Below are 25,991 nucleotides of genomic sequence, written 5' to 3' on the forward strand. Positions count from 1 at the left end.
GGCCGCGGGCTGTCCAGCCGCGCGGCCGTCAGTCAGGGCGCTTGCAGGATTTGTTCGACCAGCACGGCCAGCGGCTGGCGGATGTCGAGCACGATGCCGGCCTCGTCCGCCTGCAAGGGCTGCAGGGTGGCCAGCTGGCTGTCGAGCAGGCTGGCCGGCATGAAATGGCCGGGGCGATGCAAGCGGCTTTCCAGCACGGCGCGCGGACCGTCCAGGTGGGCGAAACGCAGGGCCGGGTCGCCCTCGCGCAGTACGTCGCGGTAGGCGCGTTTCAGGGCCGAGCAGGAGACGACGAGGCCGCTGCCTTGCGCGCGGGCCGCAGCGATGCGTTCGCGCAGGGCGGCCAGCCAGCCGGCCCGGTCGGCATCGTCGAGGGGGATGCCGGCCGCCATCTTGGCCACGTTTTCCGGCGGATGCACGTCGTCGCCTTCCACGTAGGGCACGTGCAAGGCGTCGGCCAGCAGGCTGCCGACGGCGCTCTTGCCGCAGCCGGACACGCCCATCACGACCCAGCGCGCGGCGGGTACGTCCACCTCAAGGCGCCGAAACGATGACGGTGACGCGGCGGTTTTCCGCCTGGCCCGCCTTGGTGGCGTTCGAGGCCACGGGTTTGCTCATGCCCAGGCCATTGACGACGATGTTGTCGCGCGCAATGCCAGCCACGCCCATCGCATCGGCCACCGCGTTGGCGCGCGCCAGCGACAGCTTGTTGTTCAGTACTTCAGCGCCTTCATTGTCCGTATGGCCTTCCACGCGCATGTGGATAATGCCCACTTTCAGCAGGGCGGCGCTGATTTTCAGGATGGCGCTGCGGCTGGGCGCCGTCAGGCTGGAGGCGCCGAAGTCGAACAGCAGCTTGTCCGTGAAGCTCAGTTCCCAGCCGTCCTCCGTCTGGCGGAAGCCCTGGTCTTTCAGGGTGGCGATCTGTTCCGCATTGAACGGCGATTTCACTTCAGGCGTGCTTTGGCAGGCGGCCAGCAGGCCCACGAAGAACAGGCCGAGGAAGCCGAGACGTAATTGCTTGTAGATAAACTGCATGGTGTTGCTCCTTGGTTCAGGGGTGAGTATGGGGTTGCGGCAGGCGCGCCACCTGGCGCGTGCCGCGCTGCGCCTGCTTGGCGCGGTACATGGCTTCGTCCGCCGCGCCGACCAGCGAGATGGCGTCGATGGCGTGATCGGGGAAGACGGCCACGCCGATGGTCAGCGAGCTGACGATGCTGTTGCCGGTGGGCAGTTCAATGGCTTGCGCCATGGCGGCGATGATATTGTCGGCGATGTGCATGGCGTCGCTGCTGTTGCGCAGCGGCTTGAGCACGATGGCAAATTCGTCGCCGCCCAGGCGCGCCACCAGGTCGCCTTCGCGCAATTGCTGCTTGATGCGCGCGGCGATGGTCACCAGCACCCGGTCGCCCGAGGCATGGCCGAAGGTGTCGTTGATGTACTTGAAGCGGTCGCTGTCGAGGAAGAGCACGGCCACCTTGCCATTGCCGATCCGCGCTTCGAGGATGGCGCGTTCCAGTTCCGCTTCCATGAAGGCGCGGTTCGACAGGCCTGTCAGGCTGTCGTGGTTGGCGCGGTGCGACAGCGAGGCGTGTTCCTTTTGCAGATGGCTTTGCCACGCTTCCAGTTCGTCGAGCAGGGCATTGAAGTCGTCATTGATCTGGTTCAGCTCGGCAATATTGGCGGGCGGCACGCGCAGTTCGAACGAGCGGTCGCGCCGCACGCGGTGGGCCGTTTCGGCCAGGTGGCGCAGCGGCGACGTGATTTCGGTCTCCATGCGGCGCGACAGGCGCACGGCGACGACCAGGCTCAGCACCAGGCAAGCGAGCAGGCAGGTCAGGCCGCTGAGCAGGAAGGGCAGCAGGCTGCGGCTGTGCGGCACCAGGGTGATGTTGCCGATGGCCTGATCATTGCGCGTGATGGGAAAGGTCAGCGAATCGGGCAGCATCCAGCCCGTCAGCGCGCGTTCGATGTAGTAGCGCGTGCCGTGTTCGCCACGTTCCCAGCGGGCCAGCACCTTGCCGGCCTGGTCGCTCACCTGCGCCTGGTCGATATCTTCGTTGACGCCGATCAGGGCCAGCGCTTCCTTGGCCGCCATGGCGTCGCCAAAGACGACGGCTCCTTCTACCGTGTAGCTCATCGAGCGGGCCACCAGGCGCAGGTTCTGGTCCGAATACACGCGCAGGGCCAGCAGCGCCACGGCCGTCAGGGTCAGGCCGGCCGCCAGCACGGCGATCAGCGACACGCTCAGGTGGGCGCGCCGCAGCACGCTGTCGAGCGTGGGGCGGGGTGGGCGGGCGCGTTTGTTGCTCATGCGGGCGCTCATGGCGGCGGTCCCTTGCGACGTGCAATTTGCAAGGCGTTCGGATGCACGCGCAGGCCGCTGCGGGCGATGGCGTCGAGGTTGACGTCAAAACCGATCTGCGCCTCGTTCAGGCGCAGGCAGAACATGGTGCCCACGGCGCAGGAGCTGCCCGGTTCGGCGACCGACAGGATAGGTTTGCCGATGATCTGCGCCAGCAGATGCTCGCGTTCGCCCTCGGGCAGGCTGCCCATGTAGACGACGTCGCATTCGCTGGCCGCGCTTGCCACGGCCGGGATCTTCACGCGGATGCGCTGGCCCAGGCTCGAGGCGGGCATGTCGACGATGGCCGCGCCGTAGTGGGGAGTACCGAGCATGCAGACGCGCACTTCCTGGCGCGCCACGGGCCAGCGCACATAGCTGACGATGCCGAACAGGACCTGGGCCACTTCGGCCGACCGCCTGTCTGCCGCCGCGCCCGTTTGCGCCCACGCCGCGCACGGCGCCAGCGCACCGCTGGCGAGCAGCGAGGCGAGCAGCACGACGGCGAGCAGGACGGGCGGCGCGCAGCGCTGCCGGTGGCGAGGGGAGGAGGGCACGGCGTCGTTGTCTTTATGCAGGTCGGGGCGCTATTCAGTTACTCGGCAAGACAGACTCTACGGAAGTCCATGCCGAAAGTAAATCACGGCGCTAGGCCGTAAAACCTTGCATTATAAACACGAATGCGAAAAATTGCATTCTTTACCATGAAGATTACCCGGTCGACATTGTTTTTACACTACAGATTGTTGCTACTCTTCCAGTGTTGCTTCCAGCAAGTCAATTTCGCGCAGCAGACGCAGGTGGATGGTGTCGTCCAGCTCGCCCGAGATGCGGTGGCGGAACAGTTCATCGCGCTCCGCATTGAGCGCTTCCAGGCGCAGCGAGCGCTCGGCCCTGGCCAGTTCCTGCAGCCGCATCGCCTCGTCGTTGCTGCTTTCGCCATACGCGAGGCGGCGCCGGTAGGCTTCGATCAGGCGGTTGGCCGCCTCCGTGACGACTTGTTGCTTGTCATTCTTGTCGATGCCTTCGCACACTTTTTCCAGCCGCGCGATGGCCGCTTCGGCGGCGGCGGCGCGGGCGTTGCGTTCTTCCGTCGAGCGGCGCGCGGGCGGCGCGAACACGAGGCCCTTGGTCAGCAGGGGCAGGGTGACGCTGGCCAGCAGCAGCGACAATAAAATCACGCCCATGGCCAGGAAGATGACGAGATCGCGCGCGGGAAAGCGCGTGCCGTCGGGCAAGAACAGGGGCAGGGTCAAAATGCCGGCCAGGGTCAGCGCTCCGCGCACGCCCGCAAACGAGGCCACCAGCAGCAGGCGCAGGCTGGGGCGGGCCAGCAGCGCCGCGTCCTTCGGTTCGCCCGCCACTTTCTTGTGGTGCTTGAACAGGGTCAGTTTCATGGAAATGAAGACCCAGAGAAAGCGCATGAAGGTCAGCCCCACCGTGATGGCAATGACGAACAGCGGCAATTTCCAGGCGCTGCCGGCGCCGACCTCCATCGATGCTGCCGGCAAGCCGGCAACCGTGGCGGGCAGCTGCGCGCCCAGCATGACGAAGATCACGCCATTCAAGACCAGTTGCACCGTATCCCACACGGCCTTGCGCTGGGTGCGCGTGGCGGCCAGCGGACGGCCGATCAGGTCGGCGTAATGCATGGACACGCCCGCCGTGGCGGCGGCCAGGATGCCGGAGCCGTGGATTTGCTCGGCGCCCAGGTAGGCGGCAAACGGGATCAGGATGCTGATGAGGATTTGCAGGCCCGGCTCTTCGCCGACCTTGCTTACCAGCCATTTATTCGCCAGGCCTACACCCCACGAGATGGCCAGGCCGATGACGATGCCGCCGCCTGCTTCTTGCAGGAAACTCAGCGAGGCGGCGCCGATGGAAAAGCCGCCCGTCATCATGGCGCCCACGGCAAACGTGAAGCAGACGAGACCCGACGCGTCATTGAGCAGGGATTCGCCTTCGAGGATGTGCATCAGGCGCGGCGGGATCGGATTGCCGGCGGCAATCGCCGACACGGCCACGGGGTCCGTCGGCGAGAGGATGGCGCCCAGCGCGAAGGCGACGGCCAGCGGCACGCTGGGAATGAGCCAGTCGATGAAAAAGCCCATGCCCAGCACGGTAAACAGCACGAGGCCGATGGCCAGCATCAGGATAGAGCGCGCATCGGAAAAGAAGGCGCCCTTGGGAATGCGCCAGCCGTCGAGAAACAGCAGCGGCGGGATGAACAGCAGGAAAAAGATGTCGGGGTCGAGCGGCACTTGCACGCCAAACACGGCCAAACCCGTGCCGCCGGCGATCTGGATCAGCGGCAGCGGCAGCCTGACCCAGCGCGAGCGGGCGAGAAAGCCGCACAGGACGACGGTCAAAACGAGGATGAGGATGATGGTGACGGTATGCATGAAGAAAGCGGCGGCGTGCTGAAACGCTGATTATAAGGCGCAGCCCGCTCGCGGCCTTGTCTGCGTGTCATTGCGTACATACAACAAGTCACAATCGCGGTAAGATTGTAACAATCGCCTGCCGCCGACATCCCTGCGCGGCAGGCGCGTACCTGGCCTTTTACCGGACTCCTGTTTTGCTCAAGAAAATCTTCACCGGCCTGCTGCTGTCGCTGGCATTGCTCATCGTGGCGGCCCTGGCCGCGTATCTGTATTACTGGCGCCCCGCGCTGGCGCCCATCGATCCGCCCGCCGCCACGGCGTTTTCCCCGCAAGTGGTGGAGGGGGGCCGCATCCTGGCCGGCATGGGCAATTGCGCCGCCTGCCATACGGCCCAGGGCGGCGCCGAGTACGCGGGCGGCCACGGCCTGGCCACGCCGTTCGGCACGATCCATGCGACGAATATCACGCCCGACCGGCAGACGGGCATCGGCCGCTGGTCGCTGGCCGCCTTCCGGCGGGCCATGCGCGAAGGCGTGGGCCGCGATGGCGCCCATCTGTATCCCGTCTTTCCGTACACCCATTTCAACCTCGTTTCGGACGCGGACCTGACGGCCCTGTACGCGTATTTCATGACGCGCCCGCCCGTGTACGCCGTGGCGCCTGCCAATAGCCTGCCTTTCCCCCTGAACCTGCGCCCCTTGCAGGCGGGCTGGAAGCTGCTGTTCTTCAAGCCGGCCAACTTTCAGCTGAACCCCGCGCAAGGCCTGGACTGGAACCGGGGCCGCTACCTGGCCGAAGGCCTGGCCCATTGCGCCGCCTGCCACACGCCGCGCAATGCGCTGGGTGCCGAGCTGGCCGGTTCGTCCTATCTGGGCGCGGCCATCGACCACTGGTATGCGCCGGCCTTGAGCAGCGCCAACACGGCACCCTTGCCGTGGACGCAGGACGAGCTGTACGCCTTTTTGCGCACGGGCGCGACGGCCCTGCACGGCGTGGCGGCAGGGCCCATGTCGGCCGTCGTGCACGAAGGCATGGGCGCTTCGCCCGATAGCGATATCCGCGCGCTGTCCGTGTATTTTGCGGGCGTGGCCGGGGCGGAGCAACGCCAGGTCGATACCGATACCGTGGTGAAAGCCGGCATCAAGCGTTCGCAGCGCGTCAGCCTCGTCGACAACGACCGTGGCGCCAGCCTGTACGTGGCCGCCTGCGCGTCGTGCCATTCGAACAGCGATGGCAAGCCCGCTGCGCTGCGTCCGGAACTGAGCCTGAACAGCGCCGTCAGCGCGCCCGATCCCGCCAACCTGATCCAGGTGATACTGCACGGCATCAGCAAGGACGAGGCCATGCCCGGCGTGCTGATGCCCGGCTTTGCCGCCTCGCTGACGGACAACGACGTGGCCCAGCTGGCTGCCTATCTGCGCCGCAGCCGCAGCCACCAGCCGGCCTGGACGAATCTGGAAGCGGCCGTGGCACGCGCACGCGCCGGCAAGTAATTACTGAAAGTTTTTTTATGTACAACATTACCGTGAATGGCCAGCCCTTCGGCACCGAGACCGACGCCGAGACGCCCCTGCTGTGGGTGCTGCGCGACGAAGTTAAATTAAAAGGCACGAAATTTGGCTGCGGCATCGGCATGTGCGGCGCCTGCACCGTGCACGTGGATGGTCGCGCCATGCGCTCGTGCATCACGCCGATTGCCGCCGTGGCCGGCTGCGCCATCACCACCATCGAAGGCTTGTCGCCGGACGGCACGCACCCGCTGCAGCGGGCGTGGATCGCCACGCAAGCGCCCCAGTGCGGCTATTGCCAGTCGGGCCAGATCATGCAGGCGGCCACCTTGTTGAAAGACTATCCGCAGCCGACGGACGCGAATATCGACGCCGTCATGAGCGGCAACCTGTGCCGCTGCATGGCGTATGTGCGCATCCGCAAGGCGATCAAACTGGCCGCCGGCATGCAGGAGGCGCCCGGTGTTTAAGTTGCCGAAAGAAAATTCAGCCAATCGTCCCAGCGCGCTGGGACGGCGCGGCTTCCTGATCGCCGCCGCCGGCACGGGGTTTACCCTGGCCTTCCTGCGCGCCGACAGCTCCCTGGCCGCAGGCAAGGCGGCGCCCGTGCTGCCCGCCCAGTCTGCCGCGCCCGCGTTCGACCCCAGCATCTGGTTCCAGATCGGCCGCGACGGCATCGTCACCGTCAACATCGCCAAGGCGGAAATGGGCCAGCACATCGGCACGGCCCTGGCGCGCATCGTGGCCGAAGAGCTGGAAGCGGACTGGAACAAGGTGCGCCTGCATTACGTCGACACGGACCCGAAATGGGGCTTGATGGTGACGGGTGGCAGCTGGTCCGTGTGGCAGAATTTCGACCCGCTCAGCCGTGCCGGCGCGGCCGGGCGCCTCGCGCTGGTGGAAGAGGGCGCGCGCCTGCTGCGCCTGCCCGTGTCCGCCTGCCACGCCCGGCTCGGCGTCGTGCATGGCCGGGGGCGGTCGATCAGCTATGGCGACATCGTGCGCCGCGGCAAGCTGGCGCGCCAGTACACCCCCGGGCAATTGAAAGCCATCGTGCTGAAAACGCCGCAGCAGCGCAGCCTGGTTGGCCAGCACGTGCAGGCGCTCGATATTCCCGCGAAAACCGATGGCACGGCCGTGTACGGCATCGATGCGGAAGTGGAGGGCATGCTGTATGCGCGTCCGAAGATCCCGCCCACGCGCTACGGCGCGAAAGTGGTGTCCATCGACGACGCGGCGGCCAGGAAGGTGCAGGGCTATCTGCGCTCGTTCGCCCTGCAAGACCCCAGCGGCACGGTGCCCGGCTGGGTCATGGTGGTGGCCGAAACGTATGCGGCCGCCATGCGCGCGGCCGAGCTGGTGCAAGTGAAATGGCGGGCCGGCGCGGCGGCCCACGTGGCGGAGCAGGATATCCTCAACTACGCGGCCAAGCAGCTGGCCGACGCGAGCCTGGGCGCGCGCGTCGTCGATGATGATGGCGTGGAACAAGCGTTCAACGATGCCAGCCTGCAACTGGAACGCCATTACACGACCAGCACCGTGCTGCATTTCCAGCTGGAACCCGTCAATGCCTTGGCGCAGGAAATCGACGGCGTCTGGCACCTTCATGCGGGCAATCAATGGCAATCGTTGATCCTGCCCGTGCTGGCGCAGGCGTTGAAAGTGCCGGAAAGCAAGGTGATGCTGCACACCTATCTGCTCGGCGGCGGCTTCGGCCGGCGCCTGAATGGCGATTATTGCGTGCCGGCCGCGCTGGCCGCGCAAGCCGTGGGGCGCCCCGTCAAGATGATATGCACGCGGGCCGACGACGCCCGTTTCGATTCGCCCCGTTCGCCGTCCGTGCAGCACGTGCGCATGGCGTTCGACGACGCGGGCAAGGTGTCGGCGATGGTGCACGAAGCGAGCGCCGGCTGGCCCACGCAAGTCATGATCCCCGCCTTCCTGGCCAAGGATAAGCAGGGCCATCCGTATGACCCGTTTGCCATCGCCGGCGCCGACCACTGGTACACGGTGGGCGCGCAGCGCGTGCGGGCCGTGTCGAACGACCTGGCCAACAGCAGTTTCCGCCCCGGCTGGCTGCGCTCCGTGGGGCCAGGCTGGACGAATTGGGCTGTGGAAAGTTTCATGGACGAGGCGGCGCAGGCGGCCAAGGTCGATCCGCTGGCGTTCCGCCTGTCGCTGTTGCAGGCGGCGGGGCGCAACGCGGGCAGCGCGCCGAACGCCGTCGGCGGCGCCGCGCGCCTGGCCCACGTGCTGCGGCGCGTGGCGGAAAAAGCAGGTTGGGGCACGCCCATGCCGCCCGACACGGGCCTGGGCATCGCCGCCACGTTCGGCCAGGAACGCGACATGCCCACCTGGACGGCGTGTGTTGCCAGAGTGAAGGTGGACCGCAGCACTTGCATGGTGAAAGTCGAAAAGCTGTTCATGATGATCGACGCGGGCAGCATCGTCGACCCGGACGGTGCGCTGGCGCAGGCGGAAGGGGGCGCCCTGTGGGGCGTGAGCATGGCCTTGCATGAAGGCACGGCCTTCCTGAACGGCGAAGTGAAGGATACCAACCTGAATACCTACACGCCGCTGCGCATGGCCGACGTGCCCGAGCTCGACATCGAATTCGTTGCCAGCACGGCAACGTCGACGGGCATGGGCGAGCCGCCCACGACGGCCGTGGCGCCGGCGATCGGCAACGCCATCTTTGCCGCCGTGGCTTCTCGCGTACGGCATTTGCCAATCCGCCCGGAAGCCGTGCTGAAGGGACTGGACCGGCACGGCGCCGTCTGATGCGGGCGCGTGGCAAATTTCACGTGCGCCGCGCGTGAACGGGCGCAGGCTGCTACACTGATGATTGCCGATCAGCGTACTAGCAGCGTGATTTCAGCTTGATGTCAGCGTCATTCCAGCTCGATAGCGGAGGCAGCCATGCAAGAACAATTTGTCAGCATCACGGCCGATGAACTTCAAATGGACGGCGTACTTGAAATGCCCGAGCGGCCCGTGGGCATCGTCCTGTTTGCCCACGGCGCGGGCGCCGATAGCGACTATCTGGGCGCCTCCAGCCACGCCACTTCCCAGGATTTTTTGCGAGCGGGCATCGCCACCCTGCGCTTCGACCAGGGCGGTGTCGAGCCTGGCGGCGGCAGCAATGGCCACGCCTATTTCGTGCGCAGCGATATCGTGCTGCTCGCGCGCCAGCTGGAAAAAGCCCTGGGCTGGCTGCAAGTGGACCCGTCCACGCGGCGCTTGCCCTGCGGCCTGTATGGCTATGGCACCAGCGCGGCCGTCGTGATGCAACTGGCGGCCTGGCGCAGCGCGGAAATCGCCGCGCTGGCCGTGTGCGATGGCCAGGTGGAAATGGCGGGCAAGGCGGCGCTGGAAAACGTGCGCGTGCCATCCTTGCTGATCGTGGGCGGGCGCGACCCCGACGTGGCCGGCCTGAACCGCATGGCCTTTGCCACCTTGCGCTGCGACAAGCAACTGGAACAGATCGCCGCCCCCGGCGGCCCCGACACGCGCCACCAGGCGGCCCTGCTGGCCACGGACTGGTACACGCGCCATTTCAACGGGCATACCAGCACGGCGCAGTAGCGGGACAGAGCAGCACTTATGGCTGCTCAATGCGACGGCACGGCACCGATTTGCTGTAATAAGCCAAGCATGTCGGGCTGGCCGCGCTCCTCGACGAACTTGCCGTCGGACAGACGGTAGAGGTTCATGGCTTGCACCGCAATCTGCTTCCCGGTAGGCGGCACACCGAAGAACGTTCCCTGATGTGTGCCGCGCATAATGAACCGGGCGGCGACTTTATCACTTTCGGCCACCATTTCTTCCAAGGTCCACTGGATGTCGGGGAATCCTTCACGCATCATGGCGATGATGGCGAGATATCCAGCCGGCCCTCGCATGGGCTCCGGACTTCCCGGTACGTGAAAGATTGCGTCTGTCGAGATGAGTTCGTCAGCCAGTGCCTGGCTGGCGGTGTTGATGAACTCAACAAACTTCTGCATGGTGAGCTTGTTTGCTTCCGATGTCATGGTAATACTCCTTTATCGACGATATGAGTGGTTTAGGTGCGTATGCACTTGTGCTGCCTGGTTTGACGCTGCCGCTGGTGGTGAAATGATCGATCTGCAATGGACGGCCGACCGGCGATCGGATTGGTGAACACGACGTCCTCGTCCGACAGGTGGGCGCGGGGCCGCGCCGGCCGGGGCGGCGTACGAGGGCAAAGCAAGGCCGTCTGCGGAGGAGCGATTGAAGCTGTGCATGCTTATGCCCGGAAAAGAGAATGCCGCTACTTTGGACTATAAATGCCAGAAGATAAATGTCGGTTAAAATTGGTCACTTGAAATGTGGCGTTTGTAATGGGTGGATGCGATGGACCGACTACTGAGCATGACCGTGTTTGCCAAGGCGGTCGAGCTGGGCTCCTTTTCTGCTGCCGCCGACGTGTTCCGCATGTCGCCGCAGCTGGTGGGCAAGCATGTGCTGACTTTGGAGCAGCACTTGGGCATCCGCTTGCTCAACCGCACCACGCGGCGCCAGCATTTAACGGAAATCGGGGCAAGCTATTACGAAAAGGTGAAAGTCATTTTGGCCGAGGTGGCCGCTGCGGAGGGATTGGCCGCCGAGAGCCATGCCCGTCCCAGCGGCCGCCTGCGCGTCAACGCCCCGCTCACCTTCGGAATCCACGCCTTGATGCCGCGCCTGACCGAATACATGGCGACCTACCCGGATGTGCAGGTCGAGGTGTCGCTCACGAACCGGTATGTCGATGCAATCGAGGAGGGGGCGGACGTCGTGTTCCGGGTAGGCGAGCTGGCCGACAGCAGCCGCATTGCCCGCCGCCTGGCGCCGTACCGGCTGATTCTCTGCGCTTCGCCCGCCTACCTGGCGTCACACCCGCCCATCATCTCGCCAATGGACCTGGCCAGCCACGAATGCCTGGGCTTTGCCTACACGGAGTTGCGCAGCCACTGGAGCTTCGACGGTCCGGACGGCCCGGTGACAGTGCCGGTGACGGGCCGCCTGATGATCGACAGCGGCGAGGCCCTCCTGATGGCCGCCCGCGCCAGCATGGGTGTGATGCTGCAGCCGGCGGAATTGCTGGAACCCGACATTGCGGCAGGCAGGCTGGTGCGCGTGTTGCCGAAATACCGGGCCCCTGACAGGCCTCTGCACTTGCTGTATGCGCCAGACCGCCAGATGACACCGAAGCTGCGCAGCTTCATCGAATTTTCTGTCGCCGTGTTCGGCAGCGGCAAGGACTGAGTTTTTCCACGCGCCTCGCCCGTATCGAAAATTTCCATAGTCCTGGCACTGTGACATGTTTCACTGGCGCCTATATGGCGCGCAGATTCCTCGCATGGAAGCGCACATGCTCTTCCATGAAGCTGGCGATGAAGTAATAGCCGTGGTCATAGCCTGCATGGCGGCGCAGCCGTAATGGCTGGCCGGCGTCGCGGCACGCCGCTTCGAAGATGTCGGGGTGCAGTTGCTCGGGCAGGAATTTGTCGGCCAGGCCCTGGTCGATCAGGATGCCGTTAGGGAACAGCGGTGGCTGACCTTGCAGGCCGCGCATCAGCGCGCTGGCGTCGTACTGCTGCCAGCTGGCTGTATCGCCGCCCAGGTAGCCCGTGAATGCTTTTTTGCCCCACGGACATTGGCTCGGCGCGGCGATGGGGGCGAAGGCGGACACCGAGCGGAACAAGTCAGGATTGCGCAAGGCCAGCACCAGCGCGCCATGGCCGCCCATCGAGTGGCCGAAAATGCCTGTGCGTTGCGCATCGATCGCCAGTTCCTGCTCCAGCAGGGCGCGCAATTCCAGCAGATAGCTGTACATCCGATAATGGCTGCTCCATGGCGCTTCGGTGGCGTCCACGTAAAAGCCGGCGCCCACGCCGAAATCCCAGGAGTCGCTTTCGCCCGCGATGTTCGCGCCGCGGGGGCTGGTGTCGGGCGCGATCAGGATCAAGCCTTCCTCGGCCGCCACGCGCTGCGCGCCGCCCTTGATCATGAATGTTTCTTCCGTGCAGGTCAGGCCCGCCAGGTAAAACAGGGCGGGGCGCCTGGTGGTGACCGTGGCGCCTGGCGCCGTGTCGGGAATGAAGGCCGAGAAACGCATGGGCAAGCCGATGGCTTGCGCGTCGTGGCGATAAAAACGTTGTACGCCGCCAAAACAGGCGTGTTCACTCAACAGTTCCAGCATGAATTCTCCTCGTTAATGCCACAGTATAGCCAGAGCGGCGCGGGGCCGGCACGGGATCAGCCCAGCATGGCCGCTAATGCAGGCAGGATGTCTTGTGCCGGAGCATCGGTCTTGAATGCCAGCAAATGGTCGGCGCGCGTCTTGCCCATGTTGATGGCGGCCACGGGCTTGCCAGTTTCGGCCGCCATGCGGCACAGGCGAAAGCTCGAATACACCATGACGGACGAGCCCACCACCAGCAGGGCGCTGGCCGCGTGCATCTTGCTTTCGGCCTCGGCCGCGCAGGCGGCAGGCACGCCATCGCCGAAAAACACCACGTCGGGCTGCAGGGTGCCGCCGCAGCGGGGACACACGGGCACGTGGAAAGTGGCCAGCTGCGACGGCTCCAGCAAGGCGTCGCCATCGGGCGCCGGCGTGGCCGTGGCGCCCAGCAGTTGCGGATTGTCGCGTTCGAGCTGCTCCTGGATCAGGCTGCGCGTATGGCGGGCCCGGCAATCGAGGCAGACGACGCCATGTATGCTGCCGTGCAACTCCGTGACGGCTGCGCTGCCTGCCTGCTGATGCAAGCCATCCACGTTTTGCGTGACCAGGCCGCCTATTCTCTGGCGCTGGGCCAGTTGGGCGATGGCCAGGTGGCCAGGATTGGGCGTGGCGCGCGCCAGGGTCGGCCAGCCCACCATGCTGCGCGCCCAGTAGCGGCGGCGCACGGCTTCCTGGCGGCGAAAATCGGGGCCTTGCACGGGGGCGTTGCCGCGCCGCACGCCTTCCGTGTCGCGGTAGGCGGGTATGCCGGACGCCGTGCTGATGCCGGCGCCCGTCAGCAGCAGCACGTCGGGATGGCGCTGCAGGAACTGCGCCAGCTGATCGAGAGCGTCGTAGTCACTGGCTGGCTGCTGGCTGGCGAAGGAAAAATTTTGCATGATGCGCCATGCTAACCGAAAAGCACGGCGCCGTTGCAAGGGCTGTTTATTCGAGCTTCATGCCGAAACGCTGCAGCCGCGGCTGCCAATGCTCCTGGATATTGGCCGAGACGAGGATGCGTTCGGCCTTGCCGATCAGCAATGCGCGGGGCACGAAGCCGAAGTAGCGCGAGTCGGCGCTGTTGTCGCGGTTGTCTCCCAGCATGAGGAAATGGTCGGCCGGCACCGTCACGGGGGCAAAGCTGCGCGCCGCGCCTGCGATTTGCGGCAAGACCTGGATGCGGTGCTGTTCCGTCTGGTTGCGTTCGCTGATGCGCTGCGCCGTCAGCTGGCCCACGTGGGCGATGGTTTCAGGCGCCGTGTCGAGCGCCGTGTATTGGGCGGGCTGGCCATTGATGACCAGCTGTTCATTGCGCATTTCCACCGTGTCGCCGGGCAGGGCGATGATGCGCTTGATCAATCGCGTGCCGTCTTTGGGCGAGGAAAAGGTGACGATGTCGCCGCGGGCCGGTTCGCCCAGGCGCTGCAGCACGATATCGGTGAGCGGCACTTTCAGGTTGAAGGCGAGGCGGTTGACGAAGACCACGTCGCCCTCGAGCAGGTTGGGACGCATGGACGCCGAAGGGATGGGATTCCAGTCCGCTACGGCCGTGCGGAACACGCCGAACAGCAGCAGAAACATCAAAAAACCTTTGTTGGCGCGCATCCATGTTTTCATCGTGTCCTGCTTTCTGCCAGTGACGGCGTTCGTTGGGTAGGGCGCCTTGCTAATGGCGTACTATCAACGATGCATGGCGAGGCTGAAGCCAGTCTTAAATGAGCCGATGCGGCGCCACATGCGGCCCCATTGCGCGGACGATCGCATGCTTGGTGTTGCGCGCCAGCATCACCTGTCTTATGGATGCCGGCACGGCGCATGCGTGTCGTCATTCCCGTTTGACAGTTGCTTGCCAGATATTTCGTCCCATAGTTCGCCCAGTGCCACCAGCAAGCCGCCGGCCACGAACGGTATGGCCACCAGCCATGGCATGCTGTCGAGCCACGGGTCCAGCAGGATGGCCGAGGCCACGGCGATGAGAAGGGCGCCGCACCAGAAGCGGCGCGGATGCCGGAGGGTCAGCAGGTAGTGTAGGTCGATCATAGATCCTCCTTGGTGAGTATGCGAAACAGCCTGGCGGCCAGGATGCTGCTGAGGGCAACGACCACGCAGCCGTCCAGGAAAAACAGCACCTTGCCCACCAGGTGCATGCCTTGCACGACGTAGGCGGGCAAATCCTGCACTTCCGCCCACTGTGTCATGCGTGCCAGCACGATGGCGGCACCGAAGATGGCGATGGCCAATGCCAAAATCAGCAGCACGTGTTCGAACAGGCGTTGATGCAGTTTCATGTTGGACTTGGCAAGATATTAAAAATTCCCGAAGTCTGACGTTATCAGTCCAATATGGTGCGGCTTTGCGCTGCGACAAAGTCGCCCCTGATAGGATAAAAGTCGCGTTGCTGACGGAAAAATGCGGTATCTCAGGCCATGGCTTGCGTGTTGCGCCGCTCAAAATACAGCAGATCCGACCAGGCATTCTGGAAAAACATGGCTTGTTCCGACTTGCCATATTGATGAAAGCCGTTGCGTTGCATGACGGCGACCGAGCCCAGGTTTTGCGGCCGCGCCGTCGCTTCCAGGCGCCACAGTTCCAGCGCGCCGAACGCTTCTTCCAGCAGCAGGGCCACCACGCGCGTGGCGTAGCCGCGTCCGCCGAACCGTTCGCCGATGCGGTAGCCAAGCGCTGCCTTGTTGAAATAGGGGCGGGTGACACCCGTCAGGTTGACCCTGCCGATGATTTGCCCGTCCAGCTTGGCCAGGTACTGGTAGGCGCGGTCTTGCTCGCGTTCGCGCTGCGCCTGCTCGATGGCGGCGGCGATGGCTTCCTGCTGGTAGTAGGACGGCGCGCGCGCCGTGACCCAGTTTTCAAAATACGCGCGGTTTTCCAGTTCGAAGGCCAGCAAGGCGGGGAGGTCTGCGCTGGAAGGGGGAAGCAGCTGGAGGCGGTCGAGGTCTGGCATGGGAGCGTGTCGGAAAGCGATGCGCCATTATAATCAGCTCGCGCATTTCTTCGCACACCCGCTTGCATTCATGAAGGAGCAGCATGCTGTCCCATATCTGCCTCGGCACCAATGACTTTCCCCGCGCCTACGCCTTTTACACGGCCTTGCTGGGCGAACTCGATCTGATCGAGAAATTTCATGACCGGGCCAAACCCTGGGCGGGCTGGATGGCGAAGGATGCGCCGCGCCCTCTGTTCGTGCTGGGCGCGCCGCATGACGGCTTGCCCGCCACGCCCGGCAATGGCCAGATGACGGCCTTGCTGGCCGCCAGCCGCGCGCAGGTGGACCGCTGCTGGCAGGCCGTGCTGGCGCTGGGCGCCGCGTGCGAAGGGCCGCCCGGCTTGCGCCCCCATTATCACGCCCATTATTATGGCGCCTACTTCCGCGACCTGGACGGCAACAAGCTGTGCGTCTGCTGCCACGCCGAGGAATAGTTCAGCGCTGGCCCCAGACCTCGTCTTCCGTCCAGCCCAGCTCCGCAAAATCCTGCGCCCGCTCGCCTGCCTCGCCGGCGCAATAGAATTCGTCGAGCTGGGGCGGCGCGATGCGCGTGCCGGCCAGCATGGCGTGCACTTGCCCACGGTGGTGGATCTGGTGCTGGAACAGATGCGCGAGCATGCGCTGGCGCGTGTCGACTTGCGGCGTGTCGCGCAATATCGTCACGGGCCGCGCCAGGTCAAGGTCGCACAGGCTGCGGCAGTGGGCGATCAGGCGCAGGTCCGACGCGCGCTGCGCCGCGTGCAGGGCCGCGCAATCGGTGAACGGCTCGTCCTGTTCAAAGAAGACATAGCAGTCGGGGTGGGGCGCGTCGCCGCGCAGCTCGCGCTCGAGCGCGTCGAGATAAAACCAGTCGCAGGTGAGGATGTGGTTCAGGGTGGACTGGATGGTGGGGAAGAAACTGACGCGCGTGGCCTGGAACTCGGCCTCGCTCAGCTGCCCGCAAGCTTTCAGCAGGCGGTGGTTGGCCCAGGCGTTGTTGTATGCCTGGCTGGTAATGTAGTGCGCAAGTGGATTGTTCATGATGGATCGTTTCTCGGGCGGGGCAGAGTGCATGTCGTGCCACTGTAGCATGTTGCGGCAGGTGGACAAGGCGGCCACGCCCGACACACCGGCGCTGCCATCATCAAGTAAAATCGCGGGGCGGATTTCGCGATAGTGATGCACATAGGGCTGGAAGAATAAAATGGGTTGGATAGGGAAATTACTGAACGGCGGCGACGAAAAGAACAAGCCTGCGCCAGTCACGGCGGCGCCCGAGATGACGCGGCAGCCAGCCACCATCACCGAAATCGATGCCATCTACTACCGCTGGCTGGCCGCCGCTGGCGCGGCGCAGGCCACGGCGGAAGCGGAACAGCAGATTCTGGACGAGTTGACGCGCCTGGCCAGTGAACCGGTGGCCGGCGCCGCGCTCGTGCCGCGCATCCCGGCCATCATTCCGCAACTGATGCGCACCTTGCAAAATGAAAACATGAGCGCGGCCGAGCTGTCGCGCCAGCTGGCCCAGGACGTGCCGCTGGTGGCCGAGGTCTACCGCGAAGCAAACCGGCCCCGCTACCATTCGCGCTATAACGCCAGCCCGTCGATCAATAATATGGAAGGCGCCATCATGCTGCTCGGGCAAAACGGCATGCGCATGCTGCTGGCCCGCGTCGCCTTCCGTCCCATCGTCAGCATGCAAAGCGGCGGGCTGACGATACGCACGGCGCCGTTGATCTGGCGCCAGTCCGAGAAATGCGCGCTGGCGGCGAACCTGGTCGCGCCGGCCATGCAGGCCAATGCCTTCGACGCGTATCTGGCGGGATTGATGGCCAATGTCGGGCTGGTGGTGGCGTTCCGTCTCATCGACCAGATGCACGCGCCCGACGCCTTCCCGCAATCGGACGCCTTCATTGCCCAGGTGTTTGCGCAAGCGCGCATCCTGTCCGTGCGGATCGCCGAATTATGGGAGTTCCCCGAGTCCGTGACGCGCGCGATCGGGCATGCGGGGCAGGCCGATGCCGATCCGCAGGCGCAAGCGCTGGCGCAGGGCGAGCGCTTGAGCAAGCTGCGCATGCTGGTCGATACGGGCCGCTTGCCCGCCGACGATCCCTTCGTCATGGCTGGACTGGGCAAGGGCGAGCTGCTGGTGTTCGACAAGCTGGCCGACGAGGACGACGAGGACGACGAGGCGTGATGCCATCCGCGTGCAGCCGATATCGCTCAGCGCGCGAAATACAGTGCGTGCAGGTGCTCGAGGTCGACCTCATCGGCTTTTTGCGACAGCGCCACCTTGCCGCTTTGCATCAGGTAAACGTGATCGGCCACGCCCACGGCGCGCGCCGTGTTCTGCTCGACGAGGATGATGGTGCGCTTGCCGTCGTTCAGGCGCGCGAGAATATCGAACAGCTCGTTGACCACCAGCGGGGCCAGGCCCAGCGACGGCTCGTCGATGATCAGCAGCGACGGGTCCGACATCAGCCCGCGCGCCATGGCCAGCATCTGCGCCTCGCCGCCCGACAGTGACCCTGCCAGCTGCTTGCGCCGTTCGTGCAGGCGCGGGAACATGGCGTAGGCTTCGGCCAGGCGCGCCGGCATGTGGCTGCGGTGCTCCTTCGGAAACGCGCCCATGATCAGGTTTTCCTCCACGCTCATGTCGCGAAACGTCATGCGGCCTTCCGGTATCATCGTCACCCTCGCGTCGCTCATCTTCCACGTCGGCGTGCCGTTGATGGGATGGCCGTCGAGCGCGATGCTGCCCGCGCCGACGGGCAGCAAGCCCATGATGGCGCGCAGCAGGGTCGTCTTGCCGGCGCCGTTCGGACCGATGATGGTGGTCAGCTTGCCCTTCTGGATGGACAGCGACACATCCCACAGCACATTGATGGCGCCATAGCCGGCGCGCAGGTTTTCTATGTTAAGCATGGGCTGCCCCCGTATAACTTTCGATCACGGCCGGATCGCGGAACACGGCATCGGGCGTGCCGTCGGCGATCAGCTGGCCAAAATTGAGCACGGCCACGCGCTGGCACAGATTGCTGATGGTCTCGATGTCGTGCTCGATCATGACGATGCCCACGCCAAAGGCGGTGTGCAAGTCCTTCAGCATGCCCATGAAACGGCGCTTGCCATTCGTCTCCAGCCCGGCCAGCACTTCGTCCAGCAGCAGCAGTTTCGGGTTGGTGGCCAGGGCCTTGGCCACTTCCAGCGCCTTCAATTCCGTCAACGCCAGTTCGCTGGCCGCGTCGCGTCCGGCCTTGTCAAGCAGGCTGGTGAAATCGAGGATTTCATCGATCTTGCGCTGGTCCACCTTGCCGGTGCCGAAGCGCTGGGCGACGATCAGATTTTCACGCACCGTCAATTCATGCATCGGTTGCGGGATCTGGAAGGTGCGGCCCAGTCCCAGGCGCGCGCGCTGGTACATGGGCGTGGCCATGATGTCGCGTCCCTCGAAGCGGATGCCGCCGCTGGTGGGGCGCACTAGGCCCGAGATCGCATTGAACAGGGTGGTCTTGCCGGCGCCATTGGCGCCCACCAGGCCGATCACGTCGTGGCTGCCCACGTTCAAGGTGACGGAATCGACGGCCGTCAGACCGCCGAAGCGCACGGACACATTATCGAGTTCAAGCATGTGCTTTCTCCTTCGTTTTGAACGTCTTGCGGAGCAGCGGCAGCAAGCCGTTCGGACTGAAGACGATCATCGCCACGAGCAGCACGCCCAGCACCAGCTGGTGGCCGGTCGGGATCAGCGACTTGAAGATCAGCTGGTCGACCAGGTAGACCACCACGGCGCCCAGCACGGGGCCGAGTATCGTGCGGTAGCCGCCGAAGATGGCCGCCACGATCGGCAGGGTCACCCACAGGCTGTTGAAGGCGTAGTCCGGTTCCAGAAAATTGATGTAATGGGCGTTGAAGGCGCCAAACAGGCCCGCCATGAAGGCCGACACGAGCAGCATGGCGCCTTTGAGCAAGGTGCTGTTGACACCGACGACGCGCGTGGCGTCTTCGCTGTCGTGCATGGCGCGCAGGGCGATGCCGTAATGGCTGGCGCGGATGCGGCCATAGGCAAACGCACATGCCACCACCAGGGACAGCACGACCAGGTAGGCTCCCGTCTTGCTGGCCAGGTCGAAGCCGAAGACGGTGGGCAAGGCGGGAATATTGTTGATGCCGCCGGCGCCGCCCGTGACGGAACTCCATTCCGTGGCCAGGATGCGGAAGATGTGGGCGTAGGCGAGGATGGCCAGCGCAAAATACGGCCCGCGCAGGCGCAGCACGGGCAGCATGATGACGGCGGCGATGGCCGCGCCCGCGCCGCCCAGCAGCATGGCGGCAAACACGGGCAAGCCCATTTTCACGGTGGCCAGCGCGGAGACATACGCACCCACGCCGAAGAAGGCCGCATGGCCGAAGCTGACCATGCCGCCCAGGTTCCCCAGCAGGGCCCAGGACATGGCCACGCCGCCGATGATCAGGGCCGCCACCACCATGCTCATCACGTACTGGTTGCCGCCCAGGGCCAGCGGCACGGCGACGTAGGCGGCCAGCAGCAGGCCCGCCGTGGAGATCAGTGTCGAGCGCTTCATCCGCGCCTCCGTTGTGCGCCGAACAAGCCGTTCGGCATGATGAACAGCACCAGCAGGAACAGCACCATGCCGGACAATTCCTGCAGCGCGGAGCTGGCCAGGGTAACGGTCAAGGCTTCGGCCACGCCCAGCAGCACGGCGGCCAGCAGCACGCCGGGGATAGAACCGATGCCGGCCAATACCGTGATGATGAAGGCTTTGACCGTCAGCGCGCCGCCGTAGGCAGGCTGGATCACGCCATAGCTGAACAGGGCGACACCGGCGAAGGCGGCCAGGATGCCGGCGACCAGAAAGGACACCAGTTCCGTGCGGCCCGGGTCGATGCCCATCAGCTTGGCCGCGTCGCGGTTGCTGGAGACGGCGCGCACGGCGCGGCCGTACCAGCTGGTCGACAGCCAGCGCCACAGGGCCGCCATCAGCACCAGGCTGACGGCAAAGAAAATCACTTCGCTGCGCATGCTGAAAAACGGGCCGATTTCAAAACCTTCCTGCAGCCAGCTCGACGACGTCGAACGGATGTCCGCCTTCCATACGAGCAGGATGAAATTGGTGAGGATCACGCCGATGCCGTAGGTGAGGATCAGCGAATTGATTTCGCGGTCTTTCTTGATGCGGCTGACGATCAGGTACACGCCCACGGACGTGAGGCTGACGATCACCAGCGCGATGGGAATGGCGAACATGGGACCGAGTCCAAGCCCGGATTCCACGCTGTAGGCGATGTAGGCGGCCAGCAGCACCAGTTCGCCGTGCGCCAGGTTGATCACTTTCATGGTGCCGAAGACCAGCGCCAGTCCCAGTGCGATCAGGGCGTAGGAGCCGCCCTGCAGCAAACCCGAATACAGGGCTTGCAAGATTAATTCTGTCATGTCGTCATCCCGTCAGGCAGTCCTGGCGCAGCAGCTACACTGCGCAGGACTGCCGTTCATCGGTGCGCGCCCGGCAGGCGCGCGCGTGTGCAGCGGGAGGCTGCCGTTTACCAGGGCAGGGCAGGATAGGCCAGCTTGCCCGTCGCGTGTTCCTTCGGCCAGACGATGACCACTTTCTTGTCTTGGTGCTGCGCCATGCGGTGCACGAAATTCTGGTTGTCGCCGTTGGCGGCGAACTGCACGCGGCCGATCAGGGTTTCGCGGTCCGTCTTGCGCATCTCGTCGGCCACGCCACCTTTCTTGAGCGTGCCCTTGTCGGCCGCGCGCGCGATCGCTTCGAACAGCAGCATCGATTGCACGTAGCCGAACTGGCCCAGGTAGTCGGGCTCCTTCTTGTACAGCTGCTTGTAGGCGTCGCTGAAGGCCTTGCCGTCGGCCGTCTTGAATTCCGTGGGGAAGGGCAGCAGGGCCGTGCCGAACACGTTCGGCATCAGGTCGGGAAAATCGGCCGCCATCTTCGGCGTGGCCAGCGACCACACGCCCACCATGGCCTTGATCTTCGGCTTCAGGACGCGGGCGGCGCGGATGATGCCCACGTAATCGTTTTCGTAGCCGACCATGGCCACCACTTCCGATTTATCCTGCAGCTTGATCTTGTTGATGATGGGCTTGAAGTCCGTAATGGCCGGGTCGAACGAGTGCGTCGTCACCTTCACGCCCTTGGCGGCCAGGGCCTTTTCCACGTCCTTGGCCAGGCCTGTGGTGGCGTCCTTGGTCGAATACACGATGGAGACGGATTTGGCGCCCACGTCCTGCAGCAATCCCAGCATGGCTTTTTCGTAGCCGGCCGTGTTATTGATGCGGAAAAAATTCTTGCGTCCGCTGGCCACCAGGCTGTCGTCCACGCCGCCCGAGGTGATGTAGACGAGGCCCAGTTTGTTCGCCGTGTCCGAGGCGGGCGAGATATTGTTCGAGCCATAGCCGCCCGTGATGGCCACCACGCCCTGGCTGGCCAGCTTCTCCACGGCGGCGATGGCCTTGGCGGGCGCCGATTCGTCGTCGACGGTGACGATCTTGATCGTGTGCTTGCCGTTGGTCTTGTTGAATACCTCGGCCGCGACCATGATCCCTTCCTGCATGCCGGCGCCGACGCGCGCCAGGTTGCCCGTCAGCGGGATTTCCGCGCCGACCAGGAATTCGTCGGCGCTGGCGTGCGCCATCCAGGCGCTGGCGACCAGCGCTGCCATGGCGATGCGTGTGTAGGTGCGTTTCATCGTGTCTCCTCCGGTGATGTGGCTTGGTTTTATTGTCTGGTCTGGTACTGCAAGGTTAATTCACAGGGTATTCTGCGCCATCTGCCGCAGCTGCCCCTTTAAAATCTTGCCCGTGGCGGCGGCCGGCAGCGCTTCCATGACGATGATGGCGGACGGGCATTTGTACGGCGACAGGGTCTGCGCCAGGTAATCCTGCAGTGTCTGTACCGTCACGGGATGCTGCGGGTCCAGCTCCACGTAGGCGATGACGTCCTCGTTGCCATCGGCCACAGTGCGTCCCACCACGGCCGACTGCACCACGGACGGGTGGGCGTTGAGCGCCGTTTCCACTTCCAGCGGATACACATTGAAGCCGGAGCGGATGATCAGTTCCTTGGTGCGGCCCACGATGAACAGCGCGCCGTCGGCATCCTGGCGCGCCATGTCGCCCGTATTGAGCCAGCCGTCGTCACGCATGGTGGCCGCCGTCATGGCCGGCTCGCGGTAATAGCCGGCCATGATGTTCGGCCCGCGTATCCACAGTTCGCCCGGCTCGCCCGGCGACACATCCATGCCGGCCACGTCCACCACGCGCACTTCCACGCCGGGGATAGGCGTGCCGACGGAATCGTCGAGACGCGGCGCTTCCAGGCGCGTCTGGCTGATGGTGGGCGCGCTTTCCGTCATGCCGTAGCCATTGTGCAGCGCGGTGCCCAGCAGCTTTTCCACCTCGTGCTTGAGCGATGGCGCCAGCGGCGAGCCGCCCGCATACGCGAAGCGCAGCCGCGTCGGCAGGGGAGTCTCGGCGCCGCCCAGGGTTTGCAGCAGCTTGGCGTACATGGCGGGCACGCCCTGCACGATGGTCAAGCCGTCGTCCTTCAGTGCCGAGAGCAGGCCGTCGACGGAAAAGCGCGGCACCAGATATAAGGCGGCGCCCGCATACAGGGTGCCAAGGGCCACCGAGGCCAGGCCGTACACGTGCGAAATCGGCAGCACGCCGTAGGCGCGGTCGGTGCTGGTCAGGCCACGCAGGGTGCTGGAGACGGCGGCGATGAACAGCAGGTTGCGGTGCGTGAGCATCACGCCTTTCGACTGCCCCGTCGTACCCGTCGTGTAGATCAGCGCGGCCACCTGTTCGTTGCCGGAGACCGTGTCTTCCGCGATGGCTGCCGCATTCAAGTCGCCCGCCAGCAGCTCGCCCATGCCATCGACCATGGCGCTGGCCGCGCCCAGACGTGCGGCATGCGCGGCCGCTTCCGGCGAGGCGCCGGCCAGGAACAGCACGCGTCGCGCGGAACTGTGCGCAGCGATGGTGTCGATTTCGCGTGCCGACAGGCGCGCATTGACGTTGACGATCCACGCATCGATGCTGGCGGCCGCGAAAATCAGCGCCACCTGCAGCGCACAGTTCTCGCCCACCACCATCAGGCGGTCGCCGGCGCGCACATCGAGCTGGCGCAGCAGCTGCGCGGCGTTTTCCACACTGTGCCGCAGCTGCGCGTAGGTCCAGCTGCGGCCGCCTTCATGCAGCGCCGGCGCATCGGGCGCGCGCGCGGCCCAGTGGGCGGGGATGGCCGACAGGCGCGCCGGCAAGCCGGCCAGCAGGGCAGGGATGTCCATCGCGGCCTCCTTCACTTTTGCGCTGCCTTGATCATGTTGCGGGCGATGACGATCTGCTGGATCTGCGTCGTGCCTTCGTAAATGCGGAACAGGCGCACGTCGCGGTAGAAGCGTTCTGCCGCATATTCGCTGATGTAGCCGGCGCCGCCGTGGATCTGCACGGAGCGGTCGGCCACGCGGCCGCACATTTCGGAGGCGAACAGCTTGCAGCACGACGCTTCCGTCGAGATGTCTTCCTTGTTGTCGCGCCGGCGCGCCGCGTCGAGCACCATGCTGCGCGCCGCGTAGATCTCGGCCTTGCTGTCGGCCAGCATGGCCTGGATCAGCTGGAATTCCGCGATGGGCTGGCCGAACTGCTGGCGCTCCATGGCGTAGGCCAGGGCGTCGGCCAGCATGCGTTCGGCCGCGCCCACGCAGACGGCGGCAATGTGCAGGCGGCCCTTGTCGAGCACTTTCATGGCTGTTTTAAAACCCACGCCTTCCTTGCCGCCGATGATGTTCGCGGCCGGGACACGGCAGTTTTCAAAGATCACGTCGCAGGTATGCGCGCCTTGCTGGCCCATCTTCTTGTCGATCTTGCCCAAGGAAAGGCCCGGCGTATCCTTTTCCACGATGAAGGCGGAAATGGCCGAGGCACCGCGCTTGACGGGGTCCGTGCGGGCCATGACGGTAAAGATGCTCGCTTCCGGCGCGTTGGTGATATAGCGCTTGCTGCCGTTGAGGATATAGAAGTCGCCGTCGCGCACGGCCGTCGTGCGCAGCGAGGCCGCATCCGACCCTGACCCCGCTTCCGTCAGCGCGAACGAGCCGATGATCTCGCCGGCCGCCAGCTTGGGCAAATAGTACTGCTTTTGCGCTTCCGTGCCGTCGATGACGATGCCTTGCGAGCCGATGCCGTTGTTCGTGCCGATCAGCGAGCGGAAGGCGGGCGAGGTGCGGGCGATTTCAAAGGCGACGCGCACTTCCTCTTCCATGCTCAGTTCCAGGCCGCCGTAGGCTTCGGGAATGGACAGGCCGAACAGGCCCAGTTCGCGCATCTGCGCCACGATGGCGGGCGGTATCGTATCCGTTTCGGCCACCAGCGCCTCGTTCGGCACCAGCACTTCGCGCACGAAACGGGCGATGCTGTCGAGCAGGATGTTCAGGGTTTCTTCGTCGCGTATCATCGGTTTCCTCGGCGCTTGGATTTGAGCTGTCGTTGAGAGGGGGCGCGCAGTCTAACCGCGGCCCAGGTTTTTTTCCACTGTCTTGACGAGGGCCACCAGGCGCGGTCCCAGGTCCGATTCCAGCTTTTCGCGCGACAGCAAGAAGGCGGGGCCGCCGCAATTGAAGGCCATCACCTGTTCGCCGTCGGCGCCCAGCATGGGCACGCCCACGGCGTGCACGTCGTTCTGCCATTCGCCGGCCGAGATGCAAAAGCCCCGGTCCTGGTAATCCTTGAAGCCTTGCTCGATGCCGGCCTTGATGCGCGGCCAGCGTTCCGTCTCGTGCACCCTGGCGTGGTCCATCAGGTAGTCGCGTTCGGCCTGCGGCAGAATGCACAGCAGGGCCTTGCCCATGGCCGTCGTCATCAGCGGAATGCGCGAACCGACGTCGAGGCGCAAGGTGACGTTGGCGCTGCTGCGGCACGTTTCCACGTAGACCATGCTGAGGCGGTCGCGCGTGCCCAGCGAGACGGACGCTTGCGCGTGTTCCGCCAGTTCCTCCATCAGCGGGCGCGCCATCTTGCGCACGTCGAGGTTCGACAGCATGCGGTAGCCGAGGGCCAGTACGCCGGCGCCCAGCTGGTATTTGCCCAGGCTGTCCGAGTAGTTCAGGTAGCCGAGTTTGGTGAGCGTGTAGGTGAGGCGCGAGATCGTCGGCTTCGGGATGCCCGTGCGCTTGGCCATGTCCGCGTTCGACAGATAGACTTCGCCGGGACGGAAGCAACGGAGCACTTCCAGCCCGCGCGCCAGCGCGTTGACGAACTGGCGGTCCTTGCCTTCCTCGTCATCGCCGAAGACGATCAGTTCCGAATCTGCCGCGGTCTGAATATTTGTCATATTTGCATTCATTTTCAGGCTCCCTGGAAATCAGTTTGCCTAGCCAAATTGTGCGTGTCAACCGTTTTGTGAAACATTCGTTCGCACAGCGAAATGCTGCGGTGCATGAAAAATACCTGGAAAATTGACCTGCGCAGCGGTTTTCGGCCTTGCTGCTTGAACATCGCTATATACGTCTG

At 64.8% G+C, this 25,991-nt stretch carries 28 protein-coding genes; 7 read left to right on the forward strand and 21 right to left on the reverse strand.

The annotated features are described in order from the left end of the window. Positions 1-32: 32 nt before the first annotated feature. From BLU39_RS10800 to BLU39_RS10820, 5 genes are all read right to left on the reverse strand, one after another. Positions 33-503 (reverse strand): gluconokinase, encoded by a 471-nt coding sequence (locus BLU39_RS10800; protein WP_092712780.1) that lies wholly within the window; start codon positions 501-503, stop codon positions 33-35. A gap of 31 nt (positions 504-534) precedes the next feature. Then, positions 535-1,038, reverse strand: a complete 504-nt coding sequence (locus BLU39_RS10805) for an outer membrane lipoprotein YfiB (protein WP_092712782.1) — start codon at positions 1,036-1,038, stop codon at positions 535-537. 16 nt (positions 1,039-1,054) lie between these two features. Continuing rightward, positions 1,055-2,314: a diguanylate cyclase DgcN/YfiN gene (locus tag BLU39_RS10810; RefSeq protein WP_092713033.1), complete on the reverse strand. Its 1,260-nt coding sequence runs from the start codon at positions 2,312-2,314 to the stop codon at positions 1,055-1,057. A gap of 8 nt (positions 2,315-2,322) precedes the next feature. Then, positions 2,323-2,901: a regulatory sequestration protein YfiR gene (locus BLU39_RS10815; RefSeq protein ID WP_254788948.1), complete on the reverse strand. Its 579-nt coding sequence runs from the start codon at positions 2,899-2,901 to the stop codon at positions 2,323-2,325. Between the two features lie 192 nt (positions 2,902-3,093). Further along, positions 3,094-4,746: a Na+/H+ antiporter gene (locus tag BLU39_RS10820; RefSeq protein ID WP_092712786.1), complete on the reverse strand. Its 1,653-nt coding sequence runs from the start codon at positions 4,744-4,746 to the stop codon at positions 3,094-3,096. Positions 4,747-4,922: 176 nt separating this feature from the next. Between BLU39_RS10820 and BLU39_RS10825 the strand changes: the two genes are divergently transcribed. The 4 genes from BLU39_RS10825 to BLU39_RS10840 all read left to right on the forward strand — a co-directional run bounded on the left by BLU39_RS10825 (position 4,923) and on the right by BLU39_RS10840 (position 9,821). Further along, positions 4,923-6,221 (forward strand): cytochrome c, encoded by a 1,299-nt coding sequence (locus tag BLU39_RS10825; protein WP_092712788.1) that lies wholly within the window; start codon positions 4,923-4,925, stop codon positions 6,219-6,221. Positions 6,222-6,238: 17 nt separating this feature from the next. Continuing rightward, a complete protein-coding gene (locus BLU39_RS10830; RefSeq protein WP_092712790.1) occupies positions 6,239-6,706 on the forward strand; it encodes a (2Fe-2S)-binding protein in 468 nt (155 codons plus the stop codon). After that, positions 6,699-9,017: a xanthine dehydrogenase family protein molybdopterin-binding subunit gene (locus BLU39_RS10835; protein ID WP_092712792.1), complete on the forward strand. Its 2,319-nt coding sequence runs from the start codon at positions 6,699-6,701 to the stop codon at positions 9,015-9,017. The genes BLU39_RS10830 and BLU39_RS10835 overlap by 8 nt, the downstream gene beginning before the upstream one ends. A 138-nt stretch (positions 9,018-9,155) precedes the next feature. Further along, complete coding sequence (locus tag BLU39_RS10840; RefSeq protein WP_086139552.1) at positions 9,156-9,821, forward strand: dienelactone hydrolase family protein; 666 nt, start codon at positions 9,156-9,158, stop codon at positions 9,819-9,821. Between the two features lie 26 nt (positions 9,822-9,847). Here BLU39_RS10840 and BLU39_RS10845 read toward each other — a convergent pair whose 3' ends face one another. Then, positions 9,848-10,267, reverse strand: a complete 420-nt coding sequence (locus tag BLU39_RS10845; RefSeq protein ID WP_092712794.1) for an ester cyclase — start codon at positions 10,265-10,267, stop codon at positions 9,848-9,850. 343 nt (positions 10,268-10,610) lie between these two features. Between BLU39_RS10845 and BLU39_RS10850 the strand changes: the two genes are divergently transcribed. Next, the gene (locus BLU39_RS10850) at positions 10,611-11,504 is read left to right on the forward strand and encodes a LysR family transcriptional regulator (RefSeq protein WP_058047966.1); all 894 of its coding nucleotides are present in this window, start codon (positions 10,611-10,613) and stop codon (positions 11,502-11,504) included. 70 nt (positions 11,505-11,574) lie between these two features. Here the strand turns inward: BLU39_RS10850 and fghA are convergent, their stop codons facing one another. The 6 genes from fghA to BLU39_RS10880 form a co-directional block, all read right to left on the reverse strand. Continuing rightward, positions 11,575-12,441 (reverse strand): S-formylglutathione hydrolase, encoded by an 867-nt coding sequence (gene fghA / locus BLU39_RS10855; RefSeq protein WP_092712796.1) that lies wholly within the window; start codon positions 12,439-12,441, stop codon positions 11,575-11,577. Between the two features lie 56 nt (positions 12,442-12,497). Further along, the gene (locus BLU39_RS10860) at positions 12,498-13,361 is read right to left on the reverse strand and encodes an NAD-dependent protein deacetylase (protein ID WP_092712799.1); all 864 of its coding nucleotides are present in this window, start codon (positions 13,359-13,361) and stop codon (positions 12,498-12,500) included. 46 nt (positions 13,362-13,407) lie between these two features. Then, positions 13,408-14,079 carry a signal peptidase I gene (gene lepB, locus BLU39_RS10865; RefSeq protein ID WP_092712801.1) on the reverse strand — a complete coding sequence of 224 codons (672 nt, stop codon included), beginning with the start codon at positions 14,077-14,079 and terminating at the stop codon, positions 13,408-13,410. A 177-nt stretch (positions 14,080-14,256) separates the two neighbouring features. Continuing rightward, positions 14,257-14,502, reverse strand: coding sequence for a hypothetical protein (locus tag BLU39_RS10870; protein ID WP_092712804.1), 246 nt, complete (start codon positions 14,500-14,502; stop codon positions 14,257-14,259). Beyond that, entirely contained in the window at positions 14,499-14,750 is a 252-nt protein-coding gene (locus BLU39_RS10875; RefSeq protein ID WP_092712806.1) for a hypothetical protein, read from the reverse strand. Before BLU39_RS10875 ends, BLU39_RS10870 begins: the two co-directional genes overlap by 4 nt. A gap of 131 nt (positions 14,751-14,881) precedes the next feature. Next, complete coding sequence (locus tag BLU39_RS10880; protein WP_092712808.1) at positions 14,882-15,421, reverse strand: GNAT family N-acetyltransferase; 540 nt, start codon at positions 15,419-15,421, stop codon at positions 14,882-14,884. Between the two features lie 83 nt (positions 15,422-15,504). Here BLU39_RS10880 and BLU39_RS10885 point away from each other — a divergent pair, with 83 nt between their 5' ends. After that, on the forward strand, positions 15,505-15,897 hold the full coding sequence (locus BLU39_RS10885) for a VOC family protein (protein WP_092712810.1): 393 nt from the start codon (positions 15,505-15,507) through the stop codon (positions 15,895-15,897). A 1-nt stretch (position 15,898) separates the two neighbouring features. Here the strand turns inward: BLU39_RS10885 and BLU39_RS10890 are convergent, their stop codons facing one another. Beyond that, on the reverse strand, positions 15,899-16,483 hold the full coding sequence (locus BLU39_RS10890) for a DinB family protein (protein WP_092712812.1): 585 nt from the start codon (positions 16,481-16,483) through the stop codon (positions 15,899-15,901). A 163-nt stretch (positions 16,484-16,646) separates the two neighbouring features. On the opposite strand from BLU39_RS10890, the gene BLU39_RS10895 reads away from it, so the two are divergent. Further along, positions 16,647-17,639 carry an HDOD domain-containing protein gene (locus tag BLU39_RS10895; RefSeq protein ID WP_092712814.1) on the forward strand — a complete coding sequence of 331 codons (993 nt, stop codon included), beginning with the start codon at positions 16,647-16,649 and terminating at the stop codon, positions 17,637-17,639. Positions 17,640-17,665: 26 nt separating this feature from the next. Here BLU39_RS10895 and BLU39_RS10900 read toward each other — a convergent pair whose 3' ends face one another. From BLU39_RS10900 to BLU39_RS10935, 8 genes are all read right to left on the reverse strand, one after another. Beyond that, a complete protein-coding gene (locus BLU39_RS10900; protein WP_092712816.1) occupies positions 17,666-18,367 on the reverse strand; it encodes an ABC transporter ATP-binding protein in 702 nt (233 codons plus the stop codon). Further along, entirely contained in the window at positions 18,360-19,073 is a 714-nt protein-coding gene (locus tag BLU39_RS10905; RefSeq protein WP_092712819.1) for an ABC transporter ATP-binding protein, read from the reverse strand. The genes BLU39_RS10900 and BLU39_RS10905 overlap by 8 nt, the downstream gene beginning before the upstream one ends. Further along, entirely contained in the window at positions 19,066-20,028 is a 963-nt protein-coding gene (locus BLU39_RS10910; RefSeq protein WP_092712821.1) for a branched-chain amino acid ABC transporter permease, read from the reverse strand. The genes BLU39_RS10905 and BLU39_RS10910 overlap by 8 nt, the downstream gene beginning before the upstream one ends. Further along, positions 20,025-20,897 carry a branched-chain amino acid ABC transporter permease gene (locus tag BLU39_RS10915; protein ID WP_092712823.1) on the reverse strand — a complete coding sequence of 291 codons (873 nt, stop codon included), beginning with the start codon at positions 20,895-20,897 and terminating at the stop codon, positions 20,025-20,027. The genes BLU39_RS10910 and BLU39_RS10915 overlap by 4 nt, the downstream gene beginning before the upstream one ends. Before the next feature lie 107 nt (positions 20,898-21,004). Continuing rightward, a complete protein-coding gene (locus tag BLU39_RS10920) occupies positions 21,005-22,171 on the reverse strand; it encodes an ABC transporter substrate-binding protein (RefSeq protein ID WP_092712825.1) in 1,167 nt (388 codons plus the stop codon). Positions 22,172-22,231: 60 nt separating this feature from the next. Further along, a complete protein-coding gene (locus BLU39_RS10925) occupies positions 22,232-23,770 on the reverse strand; it encodes a class I adenylate-forming enzyme family protein (protein WP_092712827.1) in 1,539 nt (512 codons plus the stop codon). Positions 23,771-23,781: 11 nt separating this feature from the next. Continuing rightward, entirely contained in the window at positions 23,782-24,936 is a 1,155-nt protein-coding gene (locus tag BLU39_RS10930; protein WP_034782861.1) for an acyl-CoA dehydrogenase family protein, read from the reverse strand. A 51-nt stretch (positions 24,937-24,987) separates the two neighbouring features. Next, entirely contained in the window at positions 24,988-25,812 is an 825-nt protein-coding gene (locus tag BLU39_RS10935; RefSeq protein ID WP_092712829.1) for an IclR family transcriptional regulator, read from the reverse strand. Between the last annotated feature and the right edge of the window lie 179 nt (positions 25,813-25,991).

The organism is Janthinobacterium sp. OK676 (assembly GCF_900103595.1).
GTDB lineage: Bacteria > Pseudomonadota > Gammaproteobacteria > Burkholderiales > Burkholderiaceae_D > Janthinobacterium.

What these genes read in the sequence shown, in the direction of transcription:
- BLU39_RS10800 (WP_092712780.1), bottom strand. Translation starts at nt 503, where the DNA reads ATGGGCGTGTCCGGCTGCGGCAAGAGCGCCGTCGGCAGCCTGCTGGCC.
- BLU39_RS10805 (WP_092712782.1), bottom strand. Translation starts at nt 1,038, where the DNA reads ATGCAGTTTATCTACAAGCAATTACGTCTCGGCTTCCTCGGCCTGTTC.
- BLU39_RS10810 (WP_092713033.1), bottom strand. Translation starts at nt 2,314, where the DNA reads ATGAGCAACAAACGCGCCCGCCCACCCCGCCCCACGCTCGACAGCGTG.
- BLU39_RS10820 (WP_092712786.1), bottom strand. Translation starts at nt 4,746, where the DNA reads ATGCATACCGTCACCATCATCCTCATCCTCGTTTTGACCGTCGTCCTG.
- BLU39_RS10830 (WP_092712790.1), top strand. Translation starts at nt 6,239, where the DNA reads ATGTACAACATTACCGTGAATGGCCAGCCCTTCGGCACCGAGACCGAC.
- BLU39_RS10840 (WP_086139552.1), top strand. Translation starts at nt 9,156, where the DNA reads ATGCAAGAACAATTTGTCAGCATCACGGCCGATGAACTTCAAATGGAC.
- BLU39_RS10845 (WP_092712794.1), bottom strand. Translation starts at nt 10,267, where the DNA reads ATGACATCGGAAGCAAACAAGCTCACCATGCAGAAGTTTGTTGAGTTC.
- BLU39_RS10850 (WP_058047966.1), top strand. Translation starts at nt 10,611, where the DNA reads ATGGACCGACTACTGAGCATGACCGTGTTTGCCAAGGCGGTCGAGCTG.
- fghA (WP_092712796.1), bottom strand. Translation starts at nt 12,441, where the DNA reads ATGCTGGAACTGTTGAGTGAACACGCCTGTTTTGGCGGCGTACAACGT.
- BLU39_RS10860 (WP_092712799.1), bottom strand. Translation starts at nt 13,361, where the DNA reads ATGCAAAATTTTTCCTTCGCCAGCCAGCAGCCAGCCAGTGACTACGAC.
- lepB (WP_092712801.1), bottom strand. Translation starts at nt 14,079, where the DNA reads ATGAAAACATGGATGCGCGCCAACAAAGGTTTTTTGATGTTTCTGCTG.
- BLU39_RS10870 (WP_092712804.1), bottom strand. Translation starts at nt 14,502, where the DNA reads ATGATCGACCTACACTACCTGCTGACCCTCCGGCATCCGCGCCGCTTC.
- BLU39_RS10875 (WP_092712806.1), bottom strand. Translation starts at nt 14,750, where the DNA reads ATGAAACTGCATCAACGCCTGTTCGAACACGTGCTGCTGATTTTGGCA.
- BLU39_RS10880 (WP_092712808.1), bottom strand. Translation starts at nt 15,421, where the DNA reads ATGCCAGACCTCGACCGCCTCCAGCTGCTTCCCCCTTCCAGCGCAGAC.
- BLU39_RS10885 (WP_092712810.1), top strand. Translation starts at nt 15,505, where the DNA reads ATGCTGTCCCATATCTGCCTCGGCACCAATGACTTTCCCCGCGCCTAC.
- BLU39_RS10890 (WP_092712812.1), bottom strand. Translation starts at nt 16,483, where the DNA reads ATGAACAATCCACTTGCGCACTACATTACCAGCCAGGCATACAACAAC.
- BLU39_RS10895 (WP_092712814.1), top strand. Translation starts at nt 16,647, where the DNA reads ATGGGTTGGATAGGGAAATTACTGAACGGCGGCGACGAAAAGAACAAG.
- BLU39_RS10900 (WP_092712816.1), bottom strand. Translation starts at nt 18,367, where the DNA reads ATGCTTAACATAGAAAACCTGCGCGCCGGCTATGGCGCCATCAATGTG.
- BLU39_RS10905 (WP_092712819.1), bottom strand. Translation starts at nt 19,073, where the DNA reads ATGCTTGAACTCGATAATGTGTCCGTGCGCTTCGGCGGTCTGACGGCC.
- BLU39_RS10910 (WP_092712821.1), bottom strand. Translation starts at nt 20,028, where the DNA reads ATGAAGCGCTCGACACTGATCTCCACGGCGGGCCTGCTGCTGGCCGCC.
- BLU39_RS10915 (WP_092712823.1), bottom strand. Translation starts at nt 20,897, where the DNA reads ATGACAGAATTAATCTTGCAAGCCCTGTATTCGGGTTTGCTGCAGGGC.
- BLU39_RS10920 (WP_092712825.1), bottom strand. Translation starts at nt 22,171, where the DNA reads ATGAAACGCACCTACACACGCATCGCCATGGCAGCGCTGGTCGCCAGC.
- BLU39_RS10925 (WP_092712827.1), bottom strand. Translation starts at nt 23,770, where the DNA reads ATGGACATCCCTGCCCTGCTGGCCGGCTTGCCGGCGCGCCTGTCGGCC.
- BLU39_RS10930 (WP_034782861.1), bottom strand. Translation starts at nt 24,936, where the DNA reads ATGATACGCGACGAAGAAACCCTGAACATCCTGCTCGACAGCATCGCC.
- BLU39_RS10935 (WP_092712829.1), bottom strand. Translation starts at nt 25,812, where the DNA reads ATGACAAATATTCAGACCGCGGCAGATTCGGAACTGATCGTCTTCGGC.